At 68.9% G+C, this 22,326-nt stretch carries 22 protein-coding genes and 1 pseudogene; 16 read left to right on the top strand and 7 right to left on the bottom strand.

Annotated elements, in window-relative coordinates; all coding sequences use genetic code 11:
* Genes Q2100_RS10210 through Q2100_RS10195 form a run of 4 tightly spaced genes read left to right on the top strand, consistent with a single transcriptional unit; the run spans position 1 to position 4,962 of the window.
* Positions 1-1,131: a hypothetical protein gene (locus tag Q2100_RS10210; protein WP_302913957.1), complete on the top strand. Its 1,131-nt coding sequence runs from the start codon at positions 1-3 to the stop codon at positions 1,129-1,131.
* A gap of 2 nt (positions 1,132-1,133) precedes the next feature.
* Positions 1,134-2,489 (top strand): amidase, encoded by a 1,356-nt coding sequence (locus tag Q2100_RS10205; RefSeq protein WP_302913956.1) that lies wholly within the window; start codon positions 1,134-1,136, stop codon positions 2,487-2,489.
* Positions 2,486-4,135 carry a FumA C-terminus/TtdB family hydratase beta subunit gene (locus tag Q2100_RS10200; RefSeq protein WP_302913955.1) on the top strand — a complete coding sequence of 550 codons (1,650 nt, stop codon included), beginning with the start codon at positions 2,486-2,488 and terminating at the stop codon, positions 4,133-4,135. The genes Q2100_RS10205 and Q2100_RS10200 overlap by 4 nt, the downstream gene beginning before the upstream one ends.
* A complete protein-coding gene (locus Q2100_RS10195) occupies positions 4,132-4,962 on the top strand; it encodes an alpha/beta fold hydrolase (protein ID WP_302913954.1) in 831 nt (276 codons plus the stop codon). The genes Q2100_RS10200 and Q2100_RS10195 overlap by 4 nt, the downstream gene beginning before the upstream one ends.
* Here the strand turns inward: Q2100_RS10195 and Q2100_RS10190 are convergent.
* From Q2100_RS10190 to Q2100_RS10175, 4 genes are all read right to left on the bottom strand, one after another.
* Positions 4,948-7,035 carry a xanthine dehydrogenase family protein molybdopterin-binding subunit gene (locus Q2100_RS10190; RefSeq protein ID WP_302913953.1) on the bottom strand — a complete coding sequence of 696 codons (2,088 nt, stop codon included), beginning with the start codon at positions 7,033-7,035 and terminating at the stop codon, positions 4,948-4,950. The genes Q2100_RS10195 and Q2100_RS10190 overlap by 15 nt on opposite strands.
* Complete coding sequence (locus Q2100_RS10185) at positions 7,032-8,021, bottom strand: FAD binding domain-containing protein (protein ID WP_302913952.1); 990 nt, start codon at positions 8,019-8,021, stop codon at positions 7,032-7,034. Before Q2100_RS10185 ends, Q2100_RS10190 begins: the two co-directional genes overlap by 4 nt.
* Positions 8,018-8,539, bottom strand: coding sequence for a 2Fe-2S iron-sulfur cluster-binding protein (locus Q2100_RS10180; RefSeq protein ID WP_302913951.1), 522 nt, complete (start codon positions 8,537-8,539; stop codon positions 8,018-8,020). The genes Q2100_RS10185 and Q2100_RS10180 overlap by 4 nt, the downstream gene beginning before the upstream one ends.
* Positions 8,540-8,629: 90 nt before the next feature.
* Positions 8,630-9,049, bottom strand: a complete 420-nt coding sequence (locus Q2100_RS10175) for an Rv2576c family protein (protein WP_302913950.1) — start codon at positions 9,047-9,049, stop codon at positions 8,630-8,632.
* 231 nt (positions 9,050-9,280) lie between these two features.
* On the opposite strand from Q2100_RS10175, the gene urtA reads away from it, so the two are divergent.
* The 7 genes from urtA to Q2100_RS10140 all read left to right on the top strand — a co-directional run bounded on the left by urtA (position 9,281) and on the right by Q2100_RS10140 (position 15,913).
* Positions 9,281-10,546, top strand: a complete 1,266-nt coding sequence (urtA, locus tag Q2100_RS10170) for an urea ABC transporter substrate-binding protein (protein ID WP_302913949.1) — start codon at positions 9,281-9,283, stop codon at positions 10,544-10,546.
* A gap of 4 nt (positions 10,547-10,550) precedes the next feature.
* On the top strand, positions 10,551-11,435 hold the full coding sequence (urtB, locus tag Q2100_RS10165; protein ID WP_302913948.1) for an urea ABC transporter permease subunit UrtB: 885 nt from the start codon (positions 10,551-10,553) through the stop codon (positions 11,433-11,435).
* Positions 11,432-12,559, top strand: coding sequence for an urea ABC transporter permease subunit UrtC (urtC, locus tag Q2100_RS10160; RefSeq protein ID WP_302913947.1), 1,128 nt, complete (start codon positions 11,432-11,434; stop codon positions 12,557-12,559). Before urtB ends, urtC begins: the two co-directional genes overlap by 4 nt.
* Positions 12,556-13,389, top strand: a complete 834-nt coding sequence (urtD, locus tag Q2100_RS10155; RefSeq protein WP_264010926.1) for an urea ABC transporter ATP-binding protein UrtD — start codon at positions 12,556-12,558, stop codon at positions 13,387-13,389. The genes urtC and urtD overlap by 4 nt, the downstream gene beginning before the upstream one ends.
* On the top strand, positions 13,389-14,081 hold the full coding sequence (gene urtE / locus Q2100_RS10150; protein WP_302913946.1) for an urea ABC transporter ATP-binding subunit UrtE: 693 nt from the start codon (positions 13,389-13,391) through the stop codon (positions 14,079-14,081). The genes urtD and urtE overlap by 1 nt, the downstream gene beginning before the upstream one ends.
* Before the next feature lie 121 nt (positions 14,082-14,202).
* Complete coding sequence (locus Q2100_RS10145) at positions 14,203-14,742, top strand: hypothetical protein (RefSeq protein ID WP_302913945.1); 540 nt, start codon at positions 14,203-14,205, stop codon at positions 14,740-14,742.
* A gap of 67 nt (positions 14,743-14,809) precedes the next feature.
* Positions 14,810-15,913: an MBL fold metallo-hydrolase gene (locus Q2100_RS10140; protein ID WP_302913944.1), complete on the top strand. Its 1,104-nt coding sequence runs from the start codon at positions 14,810-14,812 to the stop codon at positions 15,911-15,913.
* Here Q2100_RS10140 and Q2100_RS10135 read toward each other — a convergent pair whose 3' ends face one another.
* The gene (locus Q2100_RS10135) at positions 15,914-16,900 is read right to left on the bottom strand and encodes an amidohydrolase family protein (protein ID WP_302913943.1); all 987 of its coding nucleotides are present in this window, start codon (positions 16,898-16,900) and stop codon (positions 15,914-15,916) included.
* An 85-nt stretch (positions 16,901-16,985) separates the two neighbouring features.
* On the opposite strand from Q2100_RS10135, the gene Q2100_RS10130 reads away from it, so the two are divergent.
* Together Q2100_RS10130 and Q2100_RS10125 are read left to right on the top strand one after the other, a co-directional pair.
* Positions 16,986-17,282 (top strand): TetR-type transcription factor C-terminal domain-containing protein, encoded by a 297-nt coding sequence (locus Q2100_RS10130; RefSeq protein WP_328518120.1) that lies wholly within the window; start codon positions 16,986-16,988, stop codon positions 17,280-17,282.
* A gap of 12 nt (positions 17,283-17,294) precedes the next feature.
* Positions 17,295-17,933, top strand: a complete 639-nt coding sequence (locus Q2100_RS10125) for a carboxymuconolactone decarboxylase family protein (RefSeq protein ID WP_302913941.1) — start codon at positions 17,295-17,297, stop codon at positions 17,931-17,933.
* Between the two features lie 75 nt (positions 17,934-18,008).
* Here Q2100_RS10125 and hisS read toward each other — a convergent pair whose 3' ends face one another.
* Together hisS and Q2100_RS10115 are read right to left on the bottom strand one after the other, a co-directional pair.
* Entirely contained in the window at positions 18,009-19,277 is a 1,269-nt protein-coding gene (gene hisS / locus Q2100_RS10120; RefSeq protein WP_302913940.1) for a histidine--tRNA ligase, read from the bottom strand.
* Between the two features lie 4 nt (positions 19,278-19,281).
* Positions 19,282-19,950, bottom strand: coding sequence for an MBL fold metallo-hydrolase (locus Q2100_RS10115; protein WP_302913939.1), 669 nt, complete (start codon positions 19,948-19,950; stop codon positions 19,282-19,284).
* A 131-nt stretch (positions 19,951-20,081) separates the two neighbouring features.
* Between Q2100_RS10115 and Q2100_RS10110 the strand changes: the two genes are divergently transcribed.
* The 3 genes and pseudogenes from Q2100_RS10110 to Q2100_RS10100 form a co-directional block, all read left to right on the top strand.
* Positions 20,082-20,981 (top strand): peptidylprolyl isomerase, encoded by a 900-nt coding sequence (locus tag Q2100_RS10110; protein WP_302913938.1) that lies wholly within the window; start codon positions 20,082-20,084, stop codon positions 20,979-20,981.
* A gap of 16 nt (positions 20,982-20,997) precedes the next feature.
* Entirely contained in the window at positions 20,998-21,963 is a 966-nt protein-coding gene (locus Q2100_RS10105) for a peptidylprolyl isomerase (protein WP_407667606.1), read from the top strand.
* Between the two features lie 58 nt (positions 21,964-22,021).
* A pseudogene (locus tag Q2100_RS10100) lies at positions 22,022-22,326 on the top strand (hypothetical protein); the annotation flags it as partial.

The following is a 22,326-nucleotide window of genomic DNA, read 5'->3' as shown; positions in this document are numbered from 1 at the left end:
ATGACGACCGCACCGTCGACCCGCCCGCACAGCGGCGCTCTGGCGCTGTGGCCACTCGTCGCCGCCATCTGTCTGCTGGCCGCTCTAGTGTGGACCGGTAGCCTGCCCGACGTCGCCCCGGTGCTCGATGTCATCGCCTCAGCGGCAGGTGAACCCAACTTCTACGGGAGCACGCTTGCGGGGCTCGGCCTTCTGGCCGGTGGTCTGCTCGCACATCGGCTGCAGGCCTGCGGGCGGCGGTGGCAGGGGTTTGCCCAGGCCTGCGGATCCGGACTGTGGGTCCCGATGCTGGCCAGTGCGCTGCTCGGTGTGGCCATCAGCAATCTGATGTGGGGTTGGACCATGTCCGACGGCGCCTGGCAGCCGCTGTTCGCTCCGTTCGTCTCGGTGTCGCCGACCGTCGTGCTGATGTTCGGCCCCGACATGAAGACGGTACTCACCGGCGGCGTCCTCGGCGGCGTCGTCACCCCTCCGCTGTCGGTCCTCGGCGCGGACGTCATCTGTCCGTGGCTGGGTGTTCCGCCGGTGGTCGGCGTGACCGGCGGGATGGCAATGGGTGCGGTGATCGCCTTCGCGGTCTGCCGTCACCTGCCCTGGCTGCCCGCGCTGCCGCACCTGCGCCGCGAGCCTGAACCACAACCGCCGGTGATCGCCGAGACGCACGGGCCCGCCTGGCTGTTGCGCCGGGGGTTGGCAGACTTCTCGGAGGCCCAGTTCTTCGGTAGCGAATGGGCCAGCATCGGACTCATCGCCGGTGTTGTGGTGGCATACCTGCTCGACCCGGCGCTACCGGCATACGGGTCGGGTCTGCTGCCTCAGATCCTTGCCGCGCAGGCGCTCGCAGCGGTCGTCGCCGTGCTCCTCTGGCGCAGACAGTGGTCACGGCGGCCGTTCTACCCGACGTTCGTTCCCGTCGTCTCGGTCGCGCCGGCCTGTGTGCTGGCATACGGAGGGACACCAGCCTCGATCTTCGCCGGCGCGGCACTGGGCGCGGCACTCGGCCCGCCGTTGGCCGCCGCGATCTCGTCACGACTGCCCGCCGACTTCCATCCCTTCATCGGGAACGTCGCTGCCATGGCTCTCGCCACCGCAGTGATCGTCCCTGCCCTGCAACCACTTCCAGGATTCTGACGATGACCGATACCGCAGACACCGATGTGCTGAACGGATACTTCCGTGACCGCGACATCAACTCGCTCGCCGAGGATCTCCGCAACCGCAGAGTGACCAGCGTGGAACTGGTCGGCCACAGCCTGGCGGCCATTGCCCGGTTCAACCCGATCCTCAACGCCTTCACCAGTGTTGACGCAGACAACGCCATGGCAGGCGCCGAAAGGGCCGACGACGAACTTGCTCGCGGTCGCGACCGCGGACCTCTGCACGGCATCCCGGTGTCGGTCAAAGATCTCATCGACATCGCCGGCCAGGTCACCACCCGCGGTTCGAAGGTGCACCGGCATCGCCCCGCGGAGCACGATGCCGAGTGCGTCCGCCGCCTGCGCGCGGCGGGCGCGGTGATCGTCGGTAAGAACGTCTTGCACGAATTCGCCTACGGCGCGACCGGTGACCGGTCGGCACACGGCGCGTCCCGGAATCCCTCGGACCCCACCAAGATCAGCGGCGGATCCAGTGGCGGTGGCGCCGCGGCCACCGCTGCGGGCATGGTGCCACTCGCCGTAGGAACGGACACCGCGGGCTCAGTGCGGGTGCCTGCCGCGCTGTGCGGAGTGGTCGGGTTCAAGCCCGCGTACGGGGCAATCCCCACCCGCGGCGTTCACCCACTCGCGCCATCCTTGGACCACGTCGGGATCTTCGCCGGCACCTCTGCGGACGCCGCACTCGGGTACGCCGTCATGGCCGGGACAGTACAACCGCTCGGCAAAGCGCCGGCCCGGGTCGGCTGGCTCGACCCGTCCTGCATCGGCCCCACCGATCCCGCGGTCACCGCGACGGTTCGTGCCGCGCTGGAAGTCGCGGGACTCCTTTCCGACGACGTCGTGCGGCTGCCGTTTCGGGCCGGCGAATTGTTCTCCGTCCTCAGCGTGCTGCAGGCGAGCGAGGCCTATGCCGAACATGCCGATGACCTCACCGGCCGCCGGGACGACATCGACCCCGAGGTCGTCGATCGGCTCATTCGTGGGCGGCAGATGTCCGCGTGGGAGTACCTCCGTGCCGACCGCGCACGCGACGAACTGCGTTCGGCGACCGCCGGACTGTTCCGGCGATTCGACGTGATCGCCATGCCGACCGTGCCGACAGTCGCCACCGATGTCGACCAGCGCGCACACGTCATCGATGGCGAGGCGGTCGAGGTGCGGTCGGCCTTGCTGTCGCTGACCTGCCCGTGGAACCTCACCGGGCAGCCGGCTGTGAGCCTTCCGGTCGGCGGCGTGTCGGGGCTGCCGGTCGGGCTGCAGCTGATCACCGCAACGGGCAGGGAACACATGATGTTCGGCGTGGCCGACGCAGTCGAAGGCGCTCTGCGGTGACCGTCGCCTATACGCCGCTGCTGCCGGTCGATGCCGACAGAACGGCCTACCGGCGGCTTGACCTACGGCCTGAGGCGATCCGCACCACCTACGCCGCCGGACGCGAATTCATCGAAGTGGATCCTGACGTGCTCGAGCAGCTTTCATTCGAGGCTTACCGCGATGTGTCACATCTACTGCGCACCAGCCATCTCCGCCAGGTCGCGGCGATCCTCGACGACCCCGAGGCCTCCCCGAACGACCGCTATGTCGCCACGGAACTTCTGCGCAACGCGAACGTCGCCGCGGGTGGCGTCCTACCCATGTGTCAGGACACCGGAACTGCGTTGATCCACGCCGCACGAGGTCGCCACGTACTCACGGACGGCCGGGACGCAGAACATCTCTCACGTGGCATCGCCCGTGCGTACACCACACTCAACCTGCGTTACTCGCAACTGGCGCCGTTGTCGATGTTCGACGAACGCAACACCGGCACGAACCTGCCGGCACAGATCGAGATCTCCGCCGAGGGCGACGACACCTATCGGTTCCTGTTCATGGCCAAGGGCTGCGGCAGCGCCAACAAGAGCTTCCTGTTCCAACAGACCCCCGCACTCCTGTCCAGCGGCAACCTTCTGGACTTCGTCGTCGCCAAGGCCGCCGAGATCGGCACCTCGGCATGCCCGCCCTATCATCTCGCGGTCGTGATCGGCGGCACCAGTGCTGAATTCGCGCTCAAGACGGCCAAACTGGCGACAGCACACCACCTCGACGATTTACCGAGTGCGGGCTCGACAGCCGGCCACGGGTTCCGTGACCACGACTTCGAGCGACAAGTCCTCAGTGCGACGCAGAGGCTCGGTATCGGTGCGCAGTTCGGCGGCAAGTACTTCTGCCACGACGTCCGCGTCATCCGGCTACCCAGGCATGGCGGCTCGTTGCCCGTCGCGCTTGCCGTGTCCTGCGCGGCCGACCGCCACGTCCTGGGCAAGGTGACTCGCGACGGGGTGTTCCTCGAGCGACTCGAGACCGATCCTGCGCGGTTCCTGCCGGACGCGGACAACACCGCGCTTGATCCGGAACCGGTACGCATCGACCTGAACGACTCGTTGTCGCACACCCGCGCGCGACTTTCCACTCATCCGGTGGGCACCCGGGTGTCGTTGACCGGAACGATGGTCGTCGCGCGGGATCTCGCGCACGCGAAGATCCGCGAACGACTCGACGCAGGCGAACCGATGCCCGACTACCTGCGTCGATACCCGGTGTTCTACGCAGGACCGGCGAAACGGCCCGACGGCTTGGCATCCGGCTCGTTCGGGCCCACGACAGCCGGACGAATGGACTCCTATGTCGAGCAGTTCCAGGCCGCCGGCGGATCATTGGTGATGCTGGCGAAGGGAAATCGTTCGGACGCAGTACGGCGCTCCTGTCAGCAGCACGGCGGGTTCTACCTGGGATCCGTCGGAGGACCGGCCGCCCGCCTCGCCCATGACTGCATCACATCGATCGAAGTCCTCGAGTACGGCGAACTGGGCATGGAAGCCGCTCTACGGATCGAGGTCGAAGACTTTCCAGCCTTCATCGTCATCGACGACAAGGGCAACGACTTCTACGCCCGGGACACCGGAACACTGCTCACGATCGGAACTGCACCACGATGACAGCCCTGCCCCCAGAACTCGGACCCCTCGACCTACGTCGCGCGGGGACGACCCTGAGCGCCGAGAGCCGACCCGGCACTGGCACACCCGTTCTCATCGTCCCGGGAGTGATGGCCGACGCCTCCACATGGCGACCCGTGGTGGAGGCGATCGACCTCCCGAATCCGGTCGTCACCCTCAACCGCCGCGGGCGGGCTCCCAGCGGCCCGCTGGGAGCCGGGTACTCGGTGGGAGTCGAGGTCGAGGATCTGCGCCACGTCATCGACACACTCGGTGACGTCCATCTCTTCGGGTGGAGCTACGGCGCGCTGATCGCGCTGGAGACCGCACTCGGGTGTGATCGGGTTCGATCGCTCATCGCCTACGAACCCGTCGGGCGGCCGTTCGCACCGGAGGTGGTGGCGCCGCTGCACGATGCGGTGGCCGCCGGGGACCTCGACCGTGCCGTCGCACTGGTCAACACCGACGTGTCAGGATTCAACGACGAGTACGTCGCGCAACTTCGGCGCAGCCCGGCGTGGGCGGTGCTCCGCCCCCTCGCCGCGCCGCTGGCCGACGAGCTCGCCGCGATCAACGCGCACCGGCCGACGCTGGACAGATACCGGGAACTGGACCTGCCGGTGACGCTGATCCTCGGCGCCCGCAACGACGGAAACGCGCCCTACGGCACCGCGTTCGCCCGCTTCGCCGAAGCGTTACCCCAAGCGAACGTCGTCCGGCTCGCGGGGCAGGGTCACCTGGCACATGTCGAAGCGCCCGCCGATCTCGCCCGCGAAATCCGCGCAGCGGTCCTGCTCGCGGACGCCGGTCGATCAGACGTCGAGTAGCGCGTCGCACATCACCGGCAGGTCGCGGACCCGCACACCGGTCGCGTGGTACACGGCGTTGACGACGGCGGCGGCCGCGCCGACGATGCCGATCTCCCCCGCACCCCGCGAGCCCATCGGATTCGCGTGCTCGTCGACCTCGTCGAGCCAGCGCGCCTCGATCGCCGGAACGTCGGCGTGCGCGCTGATGTGGTAAGTCGCCAGATCCTGGGTGACCACATGGCCGAAGCGGTGATCGCGCACGCTCTCCTCGTGCAGCGCCATCGACAGCCCCATCGTCATGCCGCCGATCAGTTGCGAACGCAGCGTCGCCGGGTTGATCGCCCGGCCGACCGAGAACATCCCGAGCATCCTCGACACCCGGATCTCGCCGGTGAACCGGTTGACCCGCGCCTCGACGAAGTGCGCACCGAAGGAGTACATGCTGTACTCCTCGGATTCCGGGTTGTCCGGTGCTTCAGCGGTGACCTCTGCACCGACCGCAGGCGCGTCGCCGTGCTGCTCACGGAAGGCGCGCACGGCGGCGACGATCGCCCGTCCCCAGGAGTTGATGCCCGACGAGCCGCCGGCCATCGACGCCTCGGGCAGGTCGGTGTCGCCGATCTGCAACTCGACGGAGGCGAGCGGGCAACCGAGGGCGTCCGCCGCGATCTGGGTCAACGTGGTCCAGGTGCCCGTGCCGATGTCGGCGGCGCCGATCGCCACGGCGTAGCGATCCGGCCCGGCGTAGGAGATCCGGGCGGAGTTGCCGGGCATCATCATCGCGGGGTACACCGCCGCGGCCACCCCGGTGCCCACCCACCACTCCCCCGACAGCGTCGCCCGCGGAGCTGGATCGCGCTGCGCCCAACCGAATTCGTCGGCGCCGCGCTGTAGACACTCGATCAGGTGGCGGCCCGACCACGGCTTACCGTCCTCGGGGTCGACGTCGGGTTCGTTGCGGACACGCAGTTCGATCGGGTCCATGCCGACGGCCGCGGCCAGTTCGTCCACGGCGACCTCCGCCGCGAACATGCCCGGGCACTCACCCGGCGCCCTCATCCAGAACGGCACCGGAACGTCGAGCGCGGCCAGCCGGTGCGACGTGCTGCGGTTCGGCGAGGCGTACATCATCCGGGAGACGATGGCGGTCTGCTCGGCGTACTCCTTCACCGCCGAGGTCAGCTCGACCGCATCGTGGGAAACGGCAGTGAGCCGGCCGTCCCGGTCGGCGCCGAGGCGGATCCGCTGGTGCGTCGGTGTGCGGTACCCGACGAGGGAGAACATCTGCTGCCGGGTGACGGCCAGCTTCACGGGGCGGCCGTCGGTGCGCTGGGCGGCCAGCAGCGCCAGCACCTCGTGCGCATGCGGCGACCCCTTGGAGCCGAACCCGCCGCCCACGTGCGGTGAGATCACCCGCATCTGTTCGGGTCCCAGCCCGAACAGCGGGGCGAGGGTCTTCCGCGCCGCGTGCGTGCCCTGGATCGAGTCGTAGAGCGTCACGCGCGGGCCGCTCTCCCAGATCGCGATGCAGGCGTGCGGTTCCATCGGGTTGTTGTGCTCGATCGGCGTCGAGTACCACTGATCGACGACATGGTCGGCGGCAGTCAGAGCGGCCTCGACGTCGCCCTCCGCGGTGTCCGGCGGGTGGGACGGGTTGACCTTCTCGGGCGTGTACAGCTTCGGATCGTCGACGCGCAGTTCGGTGTCATGGTCCTCGACGTCGTACTGGACGCCGATCAGACCGGCGGCCTGTCGTGCCGTCTCCGCGGTCTCAGCGACGACCCCGCCGATGAGTTGCCCGCGGAAGTGCACCTCGGTGCCCTGCAGTATCGACAGTTCGCCGTCGGAGTCGTCGGCCAGCGCAGGCGCGTCGAACACGGTCAGCACGTCAACCACACCGGGCAGGTCGAGTGCCGCGGCGACGTCCATGGCGGTCACCCGGCCACGGGTCACCGTGGTCTGTACCGGATGCAGGTACAGCGGCTGCGCCACCGCATGCTCGAACGCATACGGTGCGGTGCCGGTGACCTTCGCACGCCCGTCGAGACGGCGCACCGGTGTGCCGATGGCGTTGATGTCCATGGCGGTCATGCGCCCTCACCCCCCAGCGCCAGCAGTGTCGCCGTGATCGCGCCGCGGGTGAGTCCGATCTTGAACTCATTGCCCTGTAAGGGTTTTGCTTGCTCGAGCTCGACGGCCGCTGCGCGAGCGTAGTTCGCCTCGGTGGCCGCCGCGCCGATCAGGGACCGTTCGGCGGCCTGGGCGCGCCACGGCCCGTGCGCCACTCCTCCCAGTGCGATCCGCGCCGAGCTCACGATTCCGTCGTCGACCACCAACTCGGCGGCCACCGAGGTCAGCGCGAACGCGTAGGACGCCCGGTCACGCACCTTGCGGTACTCCGACCGCGCCCGCTCGGGTGGCGGCGGCAGTTCGACAGCGGTGATCAGCGCGCCGTCGGGCAGCACGGTGTCGCGCTCGGGGTGGTCGCCGGGCATCCGGTAGAAGTCGGTGACCGGGATGCGGTGCTCACCGTCCGGGTCGAGCGCCACCACGACGGCGTCCAATGCCGCCAGCGCCACCGCCATGTCGGACGGATGCACCGCCACACAGTGTTCGGATGAGCCGAGGATGGCGTGATAGCGCACGTAGCCGCCGAGGGCGGAGCAGCCGGTGCCCGGCTCCCTCTTGTTGCACGGCGTCGTGACGTCCTGGAAGTACACACACCGCGTGCGCTGCAGCAGATTCCCGCCGGTCGTGGCGAGGTTGCGCAACTGCCCGGTCGCACCGGACAGCGTCGCGCGTGCCAGCGCCGGGTACCGGCTGCGGACGACGGGGTCCACGGCCACCTCGGTGTTGCGCTCGTTCGCGCCGATGCGCAGCCCGCCGTCGGCTGTCGGGGTGATGCCGGTCAGCGGCAGACGGCTGATGTCGACCACCAGCTTCGGCGCCACCACACCGAGTTTCATGTGGTCGACGAGATTGGTCCCGCCGCCGAGGAAGACCGCATCGCTGCGCCCGGCGAGAGTCCGTACGGCGTCTTCGGCGCTGTCGGCGAGCTGGTAGGTGAATGGGATCACGGGTTCGCCGCCTGCCGGATCGCGGCGACGATGTTGGGGTACGCCGCACAGCGGCAGAGGTTTCCGCTCATGCGCTCACGGATCTCCTCGTCGGTGAGCTCCGGGTCGGCCTCCAGGTTCTCGGTGACGAAACTGGGTTGGCCGGCCTTCACCTCGTCGAGCACCGCCACCGCCGAGCAGATCTGACCCGGCGTGCAGTACCCGCACTGGAACGCGTCCTGTTCGACGAACGCCTCCTGCATCTCGTGCAGCGCGTCCCCCTCCGGCAGCCCCGCGGCCGTGGTCACCCGCGCGCCATCCTGCGCGACGGCGAACGTCAGGCAGCTGATCGCCCGGCGGCCGTCGAGCAGCACGGTGCACGATCCGCACTGCCCGTGATCACACCCCTTCTTCGGCGATGTGACATGCAAATGTTCACGCAACAGGTCGAGCAGCGTGACACGGTTGTCGATCCGCACGGTGTGCGTTCGGCCGTCGACCTCGATCGTGACGTCTGTGGCCGGGACGGGAGAGGTCATCGACCCGGGGTACCCCTGACCCGGTGCCCGAAACGGGACCGCCGGGCGAGCAGGCCTGGGTGCGTCTTCGCGGGCTGAGCGGCTACCGCGCTACCACTGCGTCCCGAAGCACTGCGGGCTGTAGGGGTGGTCCTGCGCGACGATGACCTGGCCGTCGGCGGTGACCTCGCAGTGCGCGTTCGGCGCCGCGACGCCGCCGCGGGTGGCGCTGCTCACCTGGAGGAACGCCCACTGCGGGTCCTCGAGCGACGTCTCGAACACCCACGGCGCGCCCGGTGCGATGGTGAGCTTGTCGCGCTTGATGTAGGCGTACGCGTCGGCGTTGTAGGCGGCCATGCTGGGCGGTTGGGCGGTCAGGTAGGTCAGCGTGAAGTCGGCGGGCCCGGCCACCGCGAGGGTATAGACAACCTTCTGCCCTGCCGGCTGCGCGACCGACGTCGCCTGGCTCACCGCACATCCCGCGGCCGCCACCACGAGTGCCGCCCCGATCCGCATCGTCGCTGTTCGCATGTCCGTCACATCGACGCAGGCTACCCGACCGTTACAGCCGCGCGCGGTACCCGGTGTCGGACAGGACAACACACGCTGACCAACAGGTTAACCGGTTCGTCACACGGCGACATTCCGAAGAAACACCAGCGCTCTAACGTGCCGATTCGACACCGCCACGGTGCCCCACCTGCGTGTTCCCCGACAGAGAGATTTCGGTGAGACCGCAGTTGACATGACGAAAGGCTGTTCATGCGACTACCTCGACGTGCTGCGTTCACCAGGTCCGCCCTGGCGACGGGAAGCATCGCGCTGGCCACCGCGATGGTGCTGGCGGGCTGCGGCACCCGTGCCGGCGACACCGAGGCGGCCAGCGCCGAATCCTGCGTGGACACCTCGGGTCCCACCATCAAGGTGGGGTCGCTGAACTCGCTGTCGGGCACGATGGCCATCTCCGAGGTCACCGTCCGCGATGCCATCAAGCTCGCGGTCGACGAGATCAACGCCGCAGGCGGTGTGTCCGGCAAGCAGATCCAGCTCATCGGGGAGGACGGCGCGTCCGAACCGACCGTCTTCGCCGAGAAGGCCGAGAAGCTGATCAGCAGTGACTGCGTGGCCGCGGTGTTCGGCGGCTGGACGTCCTCGAGCCGCAAGGCGATGCTCCCGGTCTTCGAGAGCGCCAACTCACTGCTGTACTACCCGGTGCAGTACGAGGGCCTCGAATCGAGCAAGAACATCTTCTACACCGGCGCCACCACCAACCAGCAGATCGTCCCCGCGCTGGACTACCTCAAGCAGCGCGGCGTCAAGTCGCTCTACCTCGTCGGTAGCGACTACGTGTTCCCGCAGACCGCCAACCGGATCATCAAGGCCTACGCCGGCGCCAACGGCATCGAGATCAAGGGCGAGGACTACACCCCGCTCGGCTCGACGGACTTCTCGACGATCGTCAACAAGGTGCGCACCGCCGACGCGGACGCGGTGTTCAACACGCTCAACGGCGATTCCAACGTGGCGTTCTTCCGCGAGTACAAGAACGTCGGGCTGACCCCGCAGGCGATGCCGGTGGTGTCGGTGTCGATCGCCGAGGAGGAGGTCGGCGGCATCGGTGTGCAGAACGTCACCGGGCAGCTCACCGCATGGAACTACTACCAGACCATCGACACGCCGGTGAACAAGGCGTTCGTGGCGGCCTACAAGAAGGCCTACGGCGCGAACAAGCCCACCTCGGATCCGATGGAGGCCGCCTACGTGTCGGTCTACCTGTGGAAGAACACCGTCGAGAAGGCGAAGTCGTTCGACGTCAAGGCCATTCAGGACAGCGCGGGCGGTGTCTCCTTCGACGCACCGGAGGGCAAGGTCACCATCGACGGGGAGAACCACCACATCACCAAGACCGCCCGCATCGGCGAGATCCGGCCCGACGGGCTGATCTACACGATCTGGGAGTCGCCGGGCCCGATCGAGCCGGACCCGTACCTGAAGTCCTATCCGTGGGCCGCCGGCCTGTCCAGCTGATCCTGTGGACGTCCTGATCGGACAGCTGGCAACGGGATTGAGCCTCGGCTCGATCCTGTTGCTGGCCGCACTCGGGCTCTCGCTGACCTTCGGTCAGATGGGGGTCATCAACATGGCCCACGGCGAGTTCATCATGGCGGGCTGCTACACCGCCTACGTGGTGCAGCAGCTCGTCACCAGCGCCGGTGCCTCGCTGCTGATCTCGCTGGCGGTCGGATTCGTGGTGGGCGGCGCGATGGGCGCCCTGCTCGAGGTGACGCTGATCCAGCGGATGTACCACCGGCCACTGGACACCCTGCTGGTCACGTTCGGCGTCGGACTGGTCCTGCAGCAGGTGGCCCGCGACATCTTCGGCGCCCCCGCGGTCAACGTGGTGGCCCCGGCGTGGCTGTCGGGTGGGGTGGAGATCTTCGGCGCCGTGGTGCCGAGAACGCGGATCTTCATCCTGGTGCTCGCGGTCGCCTGTGTGGCCGTGCTCGCCACCCTGCTCAAGGCCAGCCCGATGGGCAGGCGCATCCGCGCGGTGGTGGCCAACCGCGACCTCGCGGAGACGAGCGGGATCTCCTCGCGCAAGACCGACATCACCACCTTCTTCATCGGTTCGGGGCTGGCCTCGGTGGCCGGTGTCGCGCTGACGTTGATCGGCTCCACCAGCCCCACCATCGGGCAGAGCTTCCTGATAGACGCGTTCCTGGTGGTGGTCGTGGGCGGGCTGGGTCAGATCAAGGGCACCGTGATCGCGGCGCTGGCGCTGGGCTTCTTGAACTCGTTCATCGAGTACAACACGACCGCGTCGCTGGCCAAGGTGATCGTCTTCGTGATCATCGTCATCTTCCTGCAGGTCCGCCCGCAGGGCCTGTTCACCGTCCGCACCAGGAGTCTCGTATGAAGACATTCATCGGACGGTGGCAGACGTGGGCGGCCTTCGCAGTCGCGGCGCTCGTGCTGTTCGTCCTGGCGCCCGCCGTGCTCTCGGACTTCCGGCTCGGCCTGCTCGGCAAGTTCCTGTGCTTCGCGATCGTGGCCGTCGGCATCGGATTGGCCTGGGGCCGCGGCGGAATGCTCGTGCTGGGCCAGGGCGTGTTCTTCGGCCTCGGCGGCTACATGATGGGCATGCACCTCAAGATCGCCGATGCGCAGATCCGCGGCGACGATGTGCCGGACTTCATGCAGATCGCCGGCGTGCGCGAATTGCCCTCCTACTGGGCGCCGTTCGCCTCGCCGGCGTTCACTCTGCTGGCGATCGTCGTGGTGCCCGCGGCAATCGCCGCCGCGCTCGGCCTCGGGGTGTTCAAGCGCCGCGTCAAGGGCGCGTACTTCGCGATCCTGTCGCAGGCGCTTGCGGCGGCGCTGGCCATCCTGCTCGTCGGCCAGACGAGTCTCGGTGGCAGCAACGGGCTCAGCGGCTTCCGCACATTCTTCGGGTTCACGCTCAACGACCCGGTGAACCGGCGGATGCTGTTCTTCATCGCTGCGGCCACACTGCTGGTCGTGGTGGCCGTGGTCCGCCAGTTGATGCAGAGCCGCTACGGCGAACTGCTGGTGGCGGTGCGTGACGGTGAGGAGCGGGTGCGCTTCCTGGGCTACGACCCGGCCAACATCAAGGTGGTGGCGTACACCGTGGCGGCGCTGTTCGCGAGCATCGCGGGTGCTCTGTTCACCCCGATAGTCGGTTTCATCGCGCCGTCTCAGGTCGGGATCCTGCCGTCGATCGCGTTCCTGATCGGCGTGGCGATCGGCGGCCGCACCACGCTGCTGGGCCCCGTGCTCGGCGCGATCGGGGTGGCGTGGGCGCAGACGGTGTTCTCCGAACGTTTTCCGTCGGAGTGGATCTACGCCCAGGGCCTGCTGTTCATCGTCGTGGTCGGCTTCTTCCCGGCCGGCTTCGCCGGCCTCAGCGTCCTGGCCCGGCGCTCCCGGCGGCGCAGACCCGAAGCGCCACGAGGGGATCCGGCGCCCGCAGAACAGGTCGACGAGCCCGAATCCGACACCAGAGTGGGAGCCCCGACATGACCACCGCGCAGGCACAGTCGCAGCCGGTGGCGGGCGGAAACGTCGGCATGGGCACCGAGTACCTCGAAGTGCGCGGACTGACAGTCGATTTCGACGGGTTCAAGGCGGTCAGCGACGTCGACCTGACATTGTTCCAGGGCGACCTGCGATTTCTGATCGGGCCCAACGGCGCCGGGAAGACCACGGTGATCGACGCCATCACCGGCCTGGTGGCCGCCTCGGGTTCGGTGAACAAGTCGGGGGTGGAACTGCTCGGCAAGAAGGTGCACCAGATCGCCAGGCGGGGGGTCGGGCGCACCTTCCAGACGGCCAGCGTGTTCGAACAGCTCACGGTGCTGCAGAACCTGGACATCGCGGCGGGCGCGGGCCGCTCACCGTGGACGCTGCTGCGCCGGCGGTCCGGCGTGCTGCCGGCCATCGAGGAGGCCCTGGAGACCATCGGCCTGGCCGACCTGGCGGGCAAGCCGGCCGGGGTGCTGGCACACGGACAGAAGCAGTGGCTGGAGATCGGCATGCTGCTCGTGCAGAACGCCGACGTGCTGCTGCTCGACGAGCCGGTGGCCGGGATGAGCACCGAGGAGCGCGAGGAGACCGGAAACCTGCTGCGCCGCATCGGCGGTGAGCGCACCGTGGTGGTCGTCGAGCACGACATGGACTTCATGCGCGCCTTCGCCACCTCGGTCACGGTGCTGGCGCGTGGCCAGGTGATCGCCGAGGGCTCGGTGGCCGAGGTCCAGGCCAACCCCAAGGTGCAGGAGGTGTACCTCGGCACCGCCGCGGCGGGCGCCGAGGGCATACCGGACGAACTGATCGAGGAAGTTGGCGACTGATGCTCGAACTCATCGACGTCCGCACCGGGTACGGCCGGTCGGAGGTCATCCACGGCGTCAGCCTGGAGGTGCCGTCCGACGGGGTCGCCGCGGTCATGGGCCACAACGGTGCGGGCAAGACGACGCTGCTGCGCGCCGCGGTCGGGCTGCTGAAATGCACTGCGGGCAAGGTGGTGTTCAACGGTGAGGACATCACCAAGCTGCGGCCGAGCGCGCGGGTGGCGCGTGGGCTGGCCTACGTGCCGCAGGGTCAGCAGTCGTTCGGGCAGCTGACGACGGCGGAGAACCTCCAGGTTGTCGCGGACGGACGCAAGAACGGCAGGCAACTGATCGACGAGCAACTCGACCTGTTCCCCGCGCTGAAAGAACTGCTGACCCGGCGGGCGGGTCTGCTGTCCGGTGGGCAGCGTCAGCAGTTGGCGATCGCCCGTGCTCTCATCACGTCACCCACCTGCCTCATCCTCGACGAGCCGACCGAGGGTATCCAGCCGTCGGTGGTGGCCGAGATCGAGGCGGCCATCACCGCGCTGACCGGGCGGGGCGATCTCGGCGTGCTGCTGGTCGAGCAGCACATCGGTTTCGCCCTCGAGTCGTCGCAGCGCTACTACATCGTGGAGGCCGGCCGGGTCACATCGAGCGGCACCGGCGGATCGGCATCGGAGGCCGACGTACGCGCCGCGATGGCCATCTAGCTCGGGTTTACCCGCGAGCGTGCCGGGGACACCTCCGCCATGTGGGGAGTTTGTCGGACGACACGCGCGAAATCCGGGCATCCGCGCACGATCATGCCCGTCGAGCGGGCACACTCTCCGCGTGACCGAACCATCAGTGCTCGCGGATGCCGGCAGATTCGTGGTCGCGGAGGACGGCCCGAAGGTCCTGGTGATCGACCGTGGCCGCACCCCACCCGAGGTGATGGTGCTGCTCCTGACGATCTTCAGCCTGGTCTTCGGCGGTTTCGGCGTCGTCTCGCTGTTCTCGGCCGTCACCGGCACGATCTCGCTTCGGTCGTTGGTGATCGGCGGCGTCTTCTTCGCCATCGGCGTGGCGTCGCTGCTGGCGATGAACTGGATCAACGCATCCATCCAGCGGGCCCGGTCGATGCCGCTGAGCACGATGCGACCGGTGGCCGTGTTCGACCGCAGACACCGGGTGTACCTCGACGCGGACGGCGAAGTCGTCGCACCGCTCGACCAGGTCCGCTTCGAACGCAGGATGCAGATGACGTCGAGCGCGTCCAAGCTCGTGGCGGTCACTCCCGGCGGTGCACGGGATCTGCTGCGCGGCACGCCGTTCAACAGTGTCGGCAAGCTCGACGGGGTGCTGACGGCCCTCGTGCACACCGAGCGGTGAACGCTTGCCGGTCGCGGCTGTCGACGTTCGGGTCACGGCCGCCCGGCTGTGACCTAGCATCACGCTCATGGCCGACGGTTGCGGGTGCTCGGAGCCACTGTCCGCGCTGTCACGCCGCGCCATGATCACGGCGTCGATGTCGGCGGTCATCGGCGCTGCCGCCGTCGGCTCGGCGGGCCTCGGTTCGGCAGCGCCGCCACTGGCTCAGACGCTGCCCGAGAACGCCCTCGTCACACTGGGTGTGCAAGCGGGGCCACCACCCGTTCCGCACAAGACCGGCGTCTCGTCGGCACTGAAGATCGGCTCCGACGTCTACCAGATCGACTGCGGACTGGGCTCACTGAACGCGTTCACCAACGCGGGCTTCCGATTCGACGACCTGCAGAGCATGTTCATCACCCACCTGCACACCGACCACATCGTCGACTACTACAGCTTCTTCCTCTCCGGCGGATACACCGCCGCCAAAGGCAAGGCGGCGGTGCGCGTCTACGGACCCGGGCCGGCGGGCGGCCTGCCGCCCAGCGAGGTCGGTGACCCGCAGCCGGCCACCGTCAACCCCGCCGACCCCACGCCGGGTCTGGCGGCGACGAGCCGGGCGCTCCTGCAGGCCTACGCCTACACCAGCAACATCTTCATCCGCGACATGGGCACCGTCGACATCGAAGACCTGATCGAGGTGCACGAGATCGCGGTGCCACCGGGCTCCAGTCACACCGACAGGTCACCCAGAACGGCGCCCTTCCCCGTCATGTCCGACCACAACGTGACCGTCACCGCGACGCTGGTCTCGCACTACGACGTGTACCCGGCGTTCGGCTTTCGCTTCGACATGACGAAGATGCCTGTCTCCGTGACGTTCTCCGGTGACACCACCAAGTCCGACAACCTGGTGGAACTGGCCCGTGATACCGACATCCTGGTGCACGAGGCACAATTCAGCCTCGACGACGCGTACTACCACGACAGGTTTCCGCCGGATTACCTCGTGCGGTCCCACACCTCCGCCGAGCAGGTCGGTGAGGTCGCAGCCGCGGCGAACGCCCGACACCTCGTCCTGAGCCACTACTCCCCGACCGATCTGCCCGATTCGCAGTGGCTCGCGGCGATCGGCAAGCACTACAAGGGTCCGGTCACCGTCGCCAGGGACGGCCAGGTGTTCGCGCTGTGATCAGCCCAGCCGTGCGGGCAGGCGGGAACCGAACAGCCGCAACGCATTTCCGCAACTGACCTTGCGCCGAGTGGCGTCGTCCATCGGGAACGCGGCGAGGAACTCGGCCCCGGCACGGTTGTCGTCCATCGGGTAGTCGACCGAGAACATCACCCGGTCGGCACCCATCACCTCCAGCGTGCACGCGAACGCCGAAGGGCAGAAGTTGCCGCTGGTCGTCACGAAGACGTTGCGGCGCAGGTACTCCGACGGCAGGTGCTGAAGCCGGCGAGCTGACTCCAAGCCGCCGAGCCCGTAGTAGCGGTCGATGCGGTACGCGGCGAACGGCAGCATCTCCCCGAGGTGGCCGATGACCATCTGCAGCCCTGGGAACCTGTCGAACAGACCCGAATAGATCAGCCGCAGCAGGTGTGTTCCGGTCTCGACGGCGAAGCCCCACGATGCGAGGTGCAGCCCGGCGTCGACGTAGGGAGCGAACCAGGCGTCCATCACCGCCGGGTGCGGCGTGGTGGGGTGCAGGTAGATCGGCACCCCCAGCGCCTCGGCCTCGCCGAAAAGGTCCTCGTAGGCGGGATCGTCGAGATACCGCCCGCGACTGTGCCCGTTGACCAGGGCACCGACGAGACCCAGATCGACCACGGATCGCCGAAGCTCATCGGCCGCGGCGCGGGGATCCTGCGTCGCGAGGGTGGCGAAACCACCGAAGCGATCTGGATTTTCACGCACCGTCTCGGCCAGGTCGTCGTTCGCCAGGCGCGCCAACTCGACGGCGCGCGCGACGTCGTCCTCCTGCTGGACGCCCGGATCGAACAGGGACAGGATCTGGAAGTCGATGCCCGCGGCGTCCATCTGCTCCAGCCGCAGCGGGCCACGGTCGTACAGCCTGTCGTGGGCCACGCTGTCGTGAGTCTGCAGCCAGGTGCCCACCACGTTGCCGGTGCTGGCCGGATCCCACGCGTAGTGCTCCTCGAGCGCGATCAGCGACATGGCACCTCCGGCGGGTCGGTGAACGGACCCTACCGCGACGGCCGGTGCGGGTGGAAGATTCTCGCGAACGGGGCGTCAGCTCAGGTTGTTCGGGCGTACCTTGGCAACGCGACGACCCGGCCAGGACGGAGGCCCGAGAATCTCAGCCGCACGCCCCGAGAGTGACAACGCCCGACGACGCGCCGAACGCCGCGCCGCCTTCCGCAGCGATCTCGACTCCCGGCTGGTGTTGCTCGGCATCCTCGGGATGCACAACTGGATCCACCGCTGGTACGCCCCCGGCGGACGCAACACCCTCGCCCAGATCGGCGACACCTTCGCCGAGCTGGTGCTGTCCGGCGTCCGCACCTGGCGCCGATTTCGCCGGCAGCTCGACCGCTGAAAGGACGCCAGAATGCCCCGCCTGAAACAGGTTCCACGCGCGGAGGTCCGCGACCAGTTCACGCTGAACATGTACGACTTCATGTTCGGCGACCGCGACCCGGTGGCCGAAGCCGGCACCGTCGGCGGCACCACCGGCGACTGGTGGACGGTGTTCGCCCAGTCCCCCGCCGCCCTGCGGCACGCCGTGCGCGGGTTCCGGCTGTACCGCGAAGAGGTCAGCATCCGCGCCGACCACCGCGAGCTCGGTCAGATCCGGGCCGGCTGGGTGGTGGGCAGCCAATTCGTCTTCTCCCAGCACTGCAAGGCCTGCCGGTCGGCGGGGCTGTCCGAGGAGAAGATCGCCGCCATCCCGTCCTGGCAGACCGCCGACTGCTACGACCACACCGAGCGGCTGCTGCTGGCGTACACCGATTGCCTTGCCGGACAGCAGGGCCGGGTCCCCGAGACGCTGTTCACCCAACTGCGCGAGGTGTTCACCGACCAGGAGATCCTCGAGTTCAGCTACACGACGACGATGTACGTCATGCACGCGATCATGTCGCGGGCGCTGCGCCTGGAGTTCGACGACCGCGACGATCCCGTCGTGGAGGTGGGCGGCGAGGACGGTGAGTCACTCGACATCGGTGCCGCCACCTCCGGCGGGCAGTGACGTCCACCGAGTGTGCGGCGTGTCGTTGTCTACCTACCCGCCAAGCGGCGACACGCCGCACGGTCGACGAGTAAGTCAGCCCAGGCGGGTCAGGACGTCGGCGACCACGGCGTCGAGCTGCACGTCGACCTGCGTGCCGGTGGCGAGGTCCTTGACGCCGACGGTGCCCGCATCGATGTCCCGGTCACCGGCGACCAGCGCGAGCACCGCACCCGACCGGTCAGCAGCGCGCAACGCGCCCTTGAGCCCGCGGTCGCCGTAGGCCAGGTCGACGCTCACCCCGGCGCCGCGCAGTTCGGCGGCCAGCACAGCGAGCCGGAGTTTGGCCCGCTCCCCCAGCGGCACCCCGAACACGTCGACCGCCCGTGCCCGTCCGACCTGCCTGCCCTCGGCCTGCAGCGCCAGCAGCGTGCGGTCCACCCCGAGCCCGAAGCCGATCCCGGACACGTCCTGCCCGCCGAGCCGGCGCATCAGGCCGTCGTAGCGCCCGCCGCCGCCGATCCCCGACTGGGCGCCGAGCCCGTCGTGCACGAACTCGAACGTGGTCTTGGTGTAGTAGTCCAGACCGCGCACCATCCGCGGGTTGACCACATACGGCACGCCGAGTGCCTGCAGGTGCGTCTGCACGGTCTCGAAGTGCTGCTTGGCGCTCTCGGAGAGGTGGTCGAGCATCACCGGCGCGTCGGCCGTCATCTCCCGGACGTGCGGCCGCTTGTCGTCGAGCACCCGCAGCGGGTTGATCTCGGCGCGGCGCCTGGTCTCCTCGTCGAGGTCGAGCTCGAACAGGAACTCCTGCAGCAGCTGCCGGTACTGCGGACGGCAGGTGTCGTCGCCCAGTGAGGTGAGCTCGAGCCGGAAGCCGTCGAGGCCCAGCGACCGGAAGCCGGTGTCGGCGATCGCGATCACCTCGGCGTCCAGCGCGGGGTCGTCGACGCCGATGGCCTCCACGCCGACCTGCTGCAGCTGCCGGTACCGGCCGGCCTGCGGGCGCTCGTACCGGAAGAACGGCCCCGAGTAACACAGCTTCACCGGCAGCGCGCCGCGGTCGAGCCGGTGCTGGATGACCGCGCGGATGACGCCGGCGGTGCCTTCGGGCCGCAGCGTCACCGACCGGTCGCCGCGGTCGGCGAAGGTGTACATCTCCTTGGACACCACGTCGGTCGACTCCCCCACGCCGCGGGCGAACAGCGCGGTGTCCTCGAAGATCGGCAGCTCCACGTCGCCGTATCCGGCGCGCCGCGCCGTCGCGAGCAGGCCGTCGCGCACGGCGACGAACCCCGCCGACTCGGGCGGCAGGTAGTCCGGGACGCCCTTGGGCGCCTGGAAAGCAGACGGATCCGTCACGTTGTCAGCCTCTGAGGAACGGGTTGGTGCGGCGCTCGTCGCCGATCGTGGACTTCTCGCCGTGGCCCGGCAGTACCACGGTGGCGTCGTCGAGCACCAACAGTTTGGTCAGGATCGAGCCCAGCAGGTCGCGGCCACTGCCGCCGGGCAGGTCGGTGCGGCCCACCGACCGGCGGAACAGCGTGTCGCCGGTGAGCGCCACCTCGGTGGCGTCGCCCTCGAGCCGGAACACCACCGAACCCCGCGTGTGGCCCGGGGTGTGGTCGACGGTCACCACCATGTCGCCGAGGTCGAGCTTCTCGCCGTCGGCGTCGAGTTCGATCACCTGCCGCGGTTCGCGGAACACGGCGCCGAACGCCATCCGGCCCAGACCGCCGAGGAAGCCGGAGGTGAAGTCCTTCACCGGGTCGGTCAGCATGTACCGGTCCTCGGGATGGATGAACGCCGGGCAGCCGTACATGTCGGCGACCTTCTGCGCCGACCAGATGTGGTCGATGTGGCCGTGGGTCAGCAGCACCGCCGCCGGGGTGAGGCGGTGTTCGTCGAGGATGCGGCGCAACGGGCCGAACGCCCGCTGGCCCGGGTCGACGATCACCGCGTCCGATCCCGGCCGCGGGGCCAGCACGTAGCAGTTGCACTGCAACATGCCCGCGGGGAAACCGGTGATCAACACGACCACGAGTTTCCCATGCCCGATCGCGCACGCCGATCCCGTGGGTCGTTCACCGCGCACTCAGCTCGCTTTGGCACACTCGGTGCCGACCGGACGCGACAGCGGGCGGATGCGAGAAGGGACTACCGGCGGTGCCCACCAACGAACAACGACGTGCAGCGGCCAAGCGCAAGCTCGAGCGACAGCTGGAGCGGCGGGCACAACAGGAGCGCAGGCGCCGTCAGCTCATGATCATCGGAGCGGTGGTCGGCGTCCTGGTCGTCGTCGGCGCCGCGGTCTTCGGCTTCCTCTTCCTGAAGGACGACTCGGACGCAGACACCGCCTCGGCCGCCCCGAGCAGCTCCACCACCTCGGCCGCACCGGCGCCGTCGGCAGAGGGCCTGCCCCAGCTGCCGCCGTTCGCCGCACCCGCCGGGCTGGGCTCGAACTGCGAGTACCCGGTCACCCAGGAGCCGGCGAGCAAGAAGGTCAACCCGCCGCGCGCAGGTGAGGTGCCCACCGACCCGGCGGAGGTCAGCGTCAGCATGACCACCAATCAGGGCAACCTCGGCCTGGTGCTCGACAACGCCAAGGCGCCGTGCACCGTCAACAGCTTCGCCAGTCTTGCGCAGCAGGGCTACTTCAACAACACGGTGTGCCACCGGCTGACCGCCAGCGAAGGCCTCAAGGTGCTGCAGTGCGGCGATCCGACCGGCAAGGGCACCGGCGGACCGGGCTACGGCTTCGACAACGAGTACCCGACCAACCAGTTCCAGCCCGACGACCCGGCGCTGCAGAGTCCGGTGGTCTACCCGCGCGGCACCCTGGCGATGGCCAACACGGGCGCGCCGGGTTCCAACGGCAGCCAGTTCTTCCTGGTCTACGGCGACTCCCAGTTGCCGCCGAACTACACGGTGTTCGGCAAGATCGACGAGACCGGTCTGGCCACCCTCGACAAGATCGCCGGCGCGGGCGTCGTTCCCGGAGAACGCGGAGCCGACGACGGCGCGCCGACCAACGAGGTGAAGGTCACCTCGGTACTGCTCGACTGAGTCCGGCACACGCCACGTGACCGCGCCGCCGCCCTACGGCGGGTATCCGCCCTACCCCGCACCGCCGCCCCGCTCCACCAACGGGATGGCGATCGCCGCGCTGGTGTGTGCGTTCCTGTTCGCGCCGCTCGGCATCATCTTCGGCCACATATCGCTGGCGCAGATCAAGCGCACCGGGGAGGACGGCCGCGGCCTGGCACTCACCGGCCTGATCGTCGGCTACGTCGCGACCGCGCTGAGCATCGTCTTCCTCGTGCTCATGGTGCTGTTCCTCGTCGCGCTGTCCCAGGGGATCGATAACCGGCCGAGCGGCCCGGTCTACACCGCCGCTCCACCGCCACCCGCGCAGGAACTGCCTGCGTTCGACCCGCCACAGCCGCTGGGCACCAACTGCCAGTACCCCGCGACGCCGGCTCCGGCGAGCAAGAAGGCCGCCGCGCCGCGGAGCGGCCGGGTGCCCACCGATCCGGCGACGGTCGGCGCAGGCATCGAGACCAGCCGCGGCAACATCGGTCTGACGCTGCACAACGCCGAGGCGCCGTGCACCGTGAACAACTTCGCCAGCCTGGCCCAGCAGGGCTTCTTCGACGGCACCACGTGTCACCGGCTGACGAACTCGCCGGTGCTGAAGGTCCTGCAGTGCGGCGACCCGTCGGGCACCGGCGAGGGCGGGCCGGGCTACCGCTTCCCGAACGAGTACCCCACCAACCAGTACCGGCTGTCCGATCCGGCGCTGAAGCAGGCGGTGGTCTATCCGCGCGGGACGGTGGCGATGGCGAACTCCGGTGTCGGCACGAACGGCAGCCAGTTCTTCCTGATCTACGACGACTCCCGGCTGCCGCCGACCTACACGGTGTTCGGCACCGTCGACGCGACCGGTCTGGCGACGCTCGACGAGATCGCGGCCGACGGTGTGGCCGACGGCGCCGACGACGGCCCACCGGCACAGGACGTCACGATCACTCAGGCGCGACTGGACTGACACCCGCCGGGTGGCCGGATCAGCGCCGCCCAACCCCCGCCGGCCGGGGTGTAATGGTGTGACCCGGTTCGCGGGCGATGAGGGGGACGATCCGATGAGCATGGCGCCACCACCGGGCAGCCCGTGGCCGCCGCCCGGCGCCGGTCACGGTCCGTGGCAGCCGATGTCGCCGGCCGCCCCGAACCGTGGATTGCGTTGGCTCGTGATCGCCGTGCTCGCCGTCGTCGTCTGCGGGTACGCGTTCGCGCTCGTGCTGACCCGGGACAGGTGGGCGCCGGGCGCCGCCTCCGGGGAGCGCACCGAGCTGACGCTGCGGCCCGTCCCGGGCTCGTCGGCGTCCGGGGACTCGCTCGAACGCGCCCG

Source organism: Mycolicibacterium arseniciresistens (genome assembly GCF_030519285.1).
Taxonomy (GTDB): Bacteria; Actinomycetota; Actinomycetes; order Mycobacteriales; family Mycobacteriaceae; genus Mycobacterium; species Mycobacterium arseniciresistens.
The sequence above is the reverse complement of the archived record's forward strand: the minus strand, read 5'-3'. Positions and strand labels throughout refer to the sequence as shown.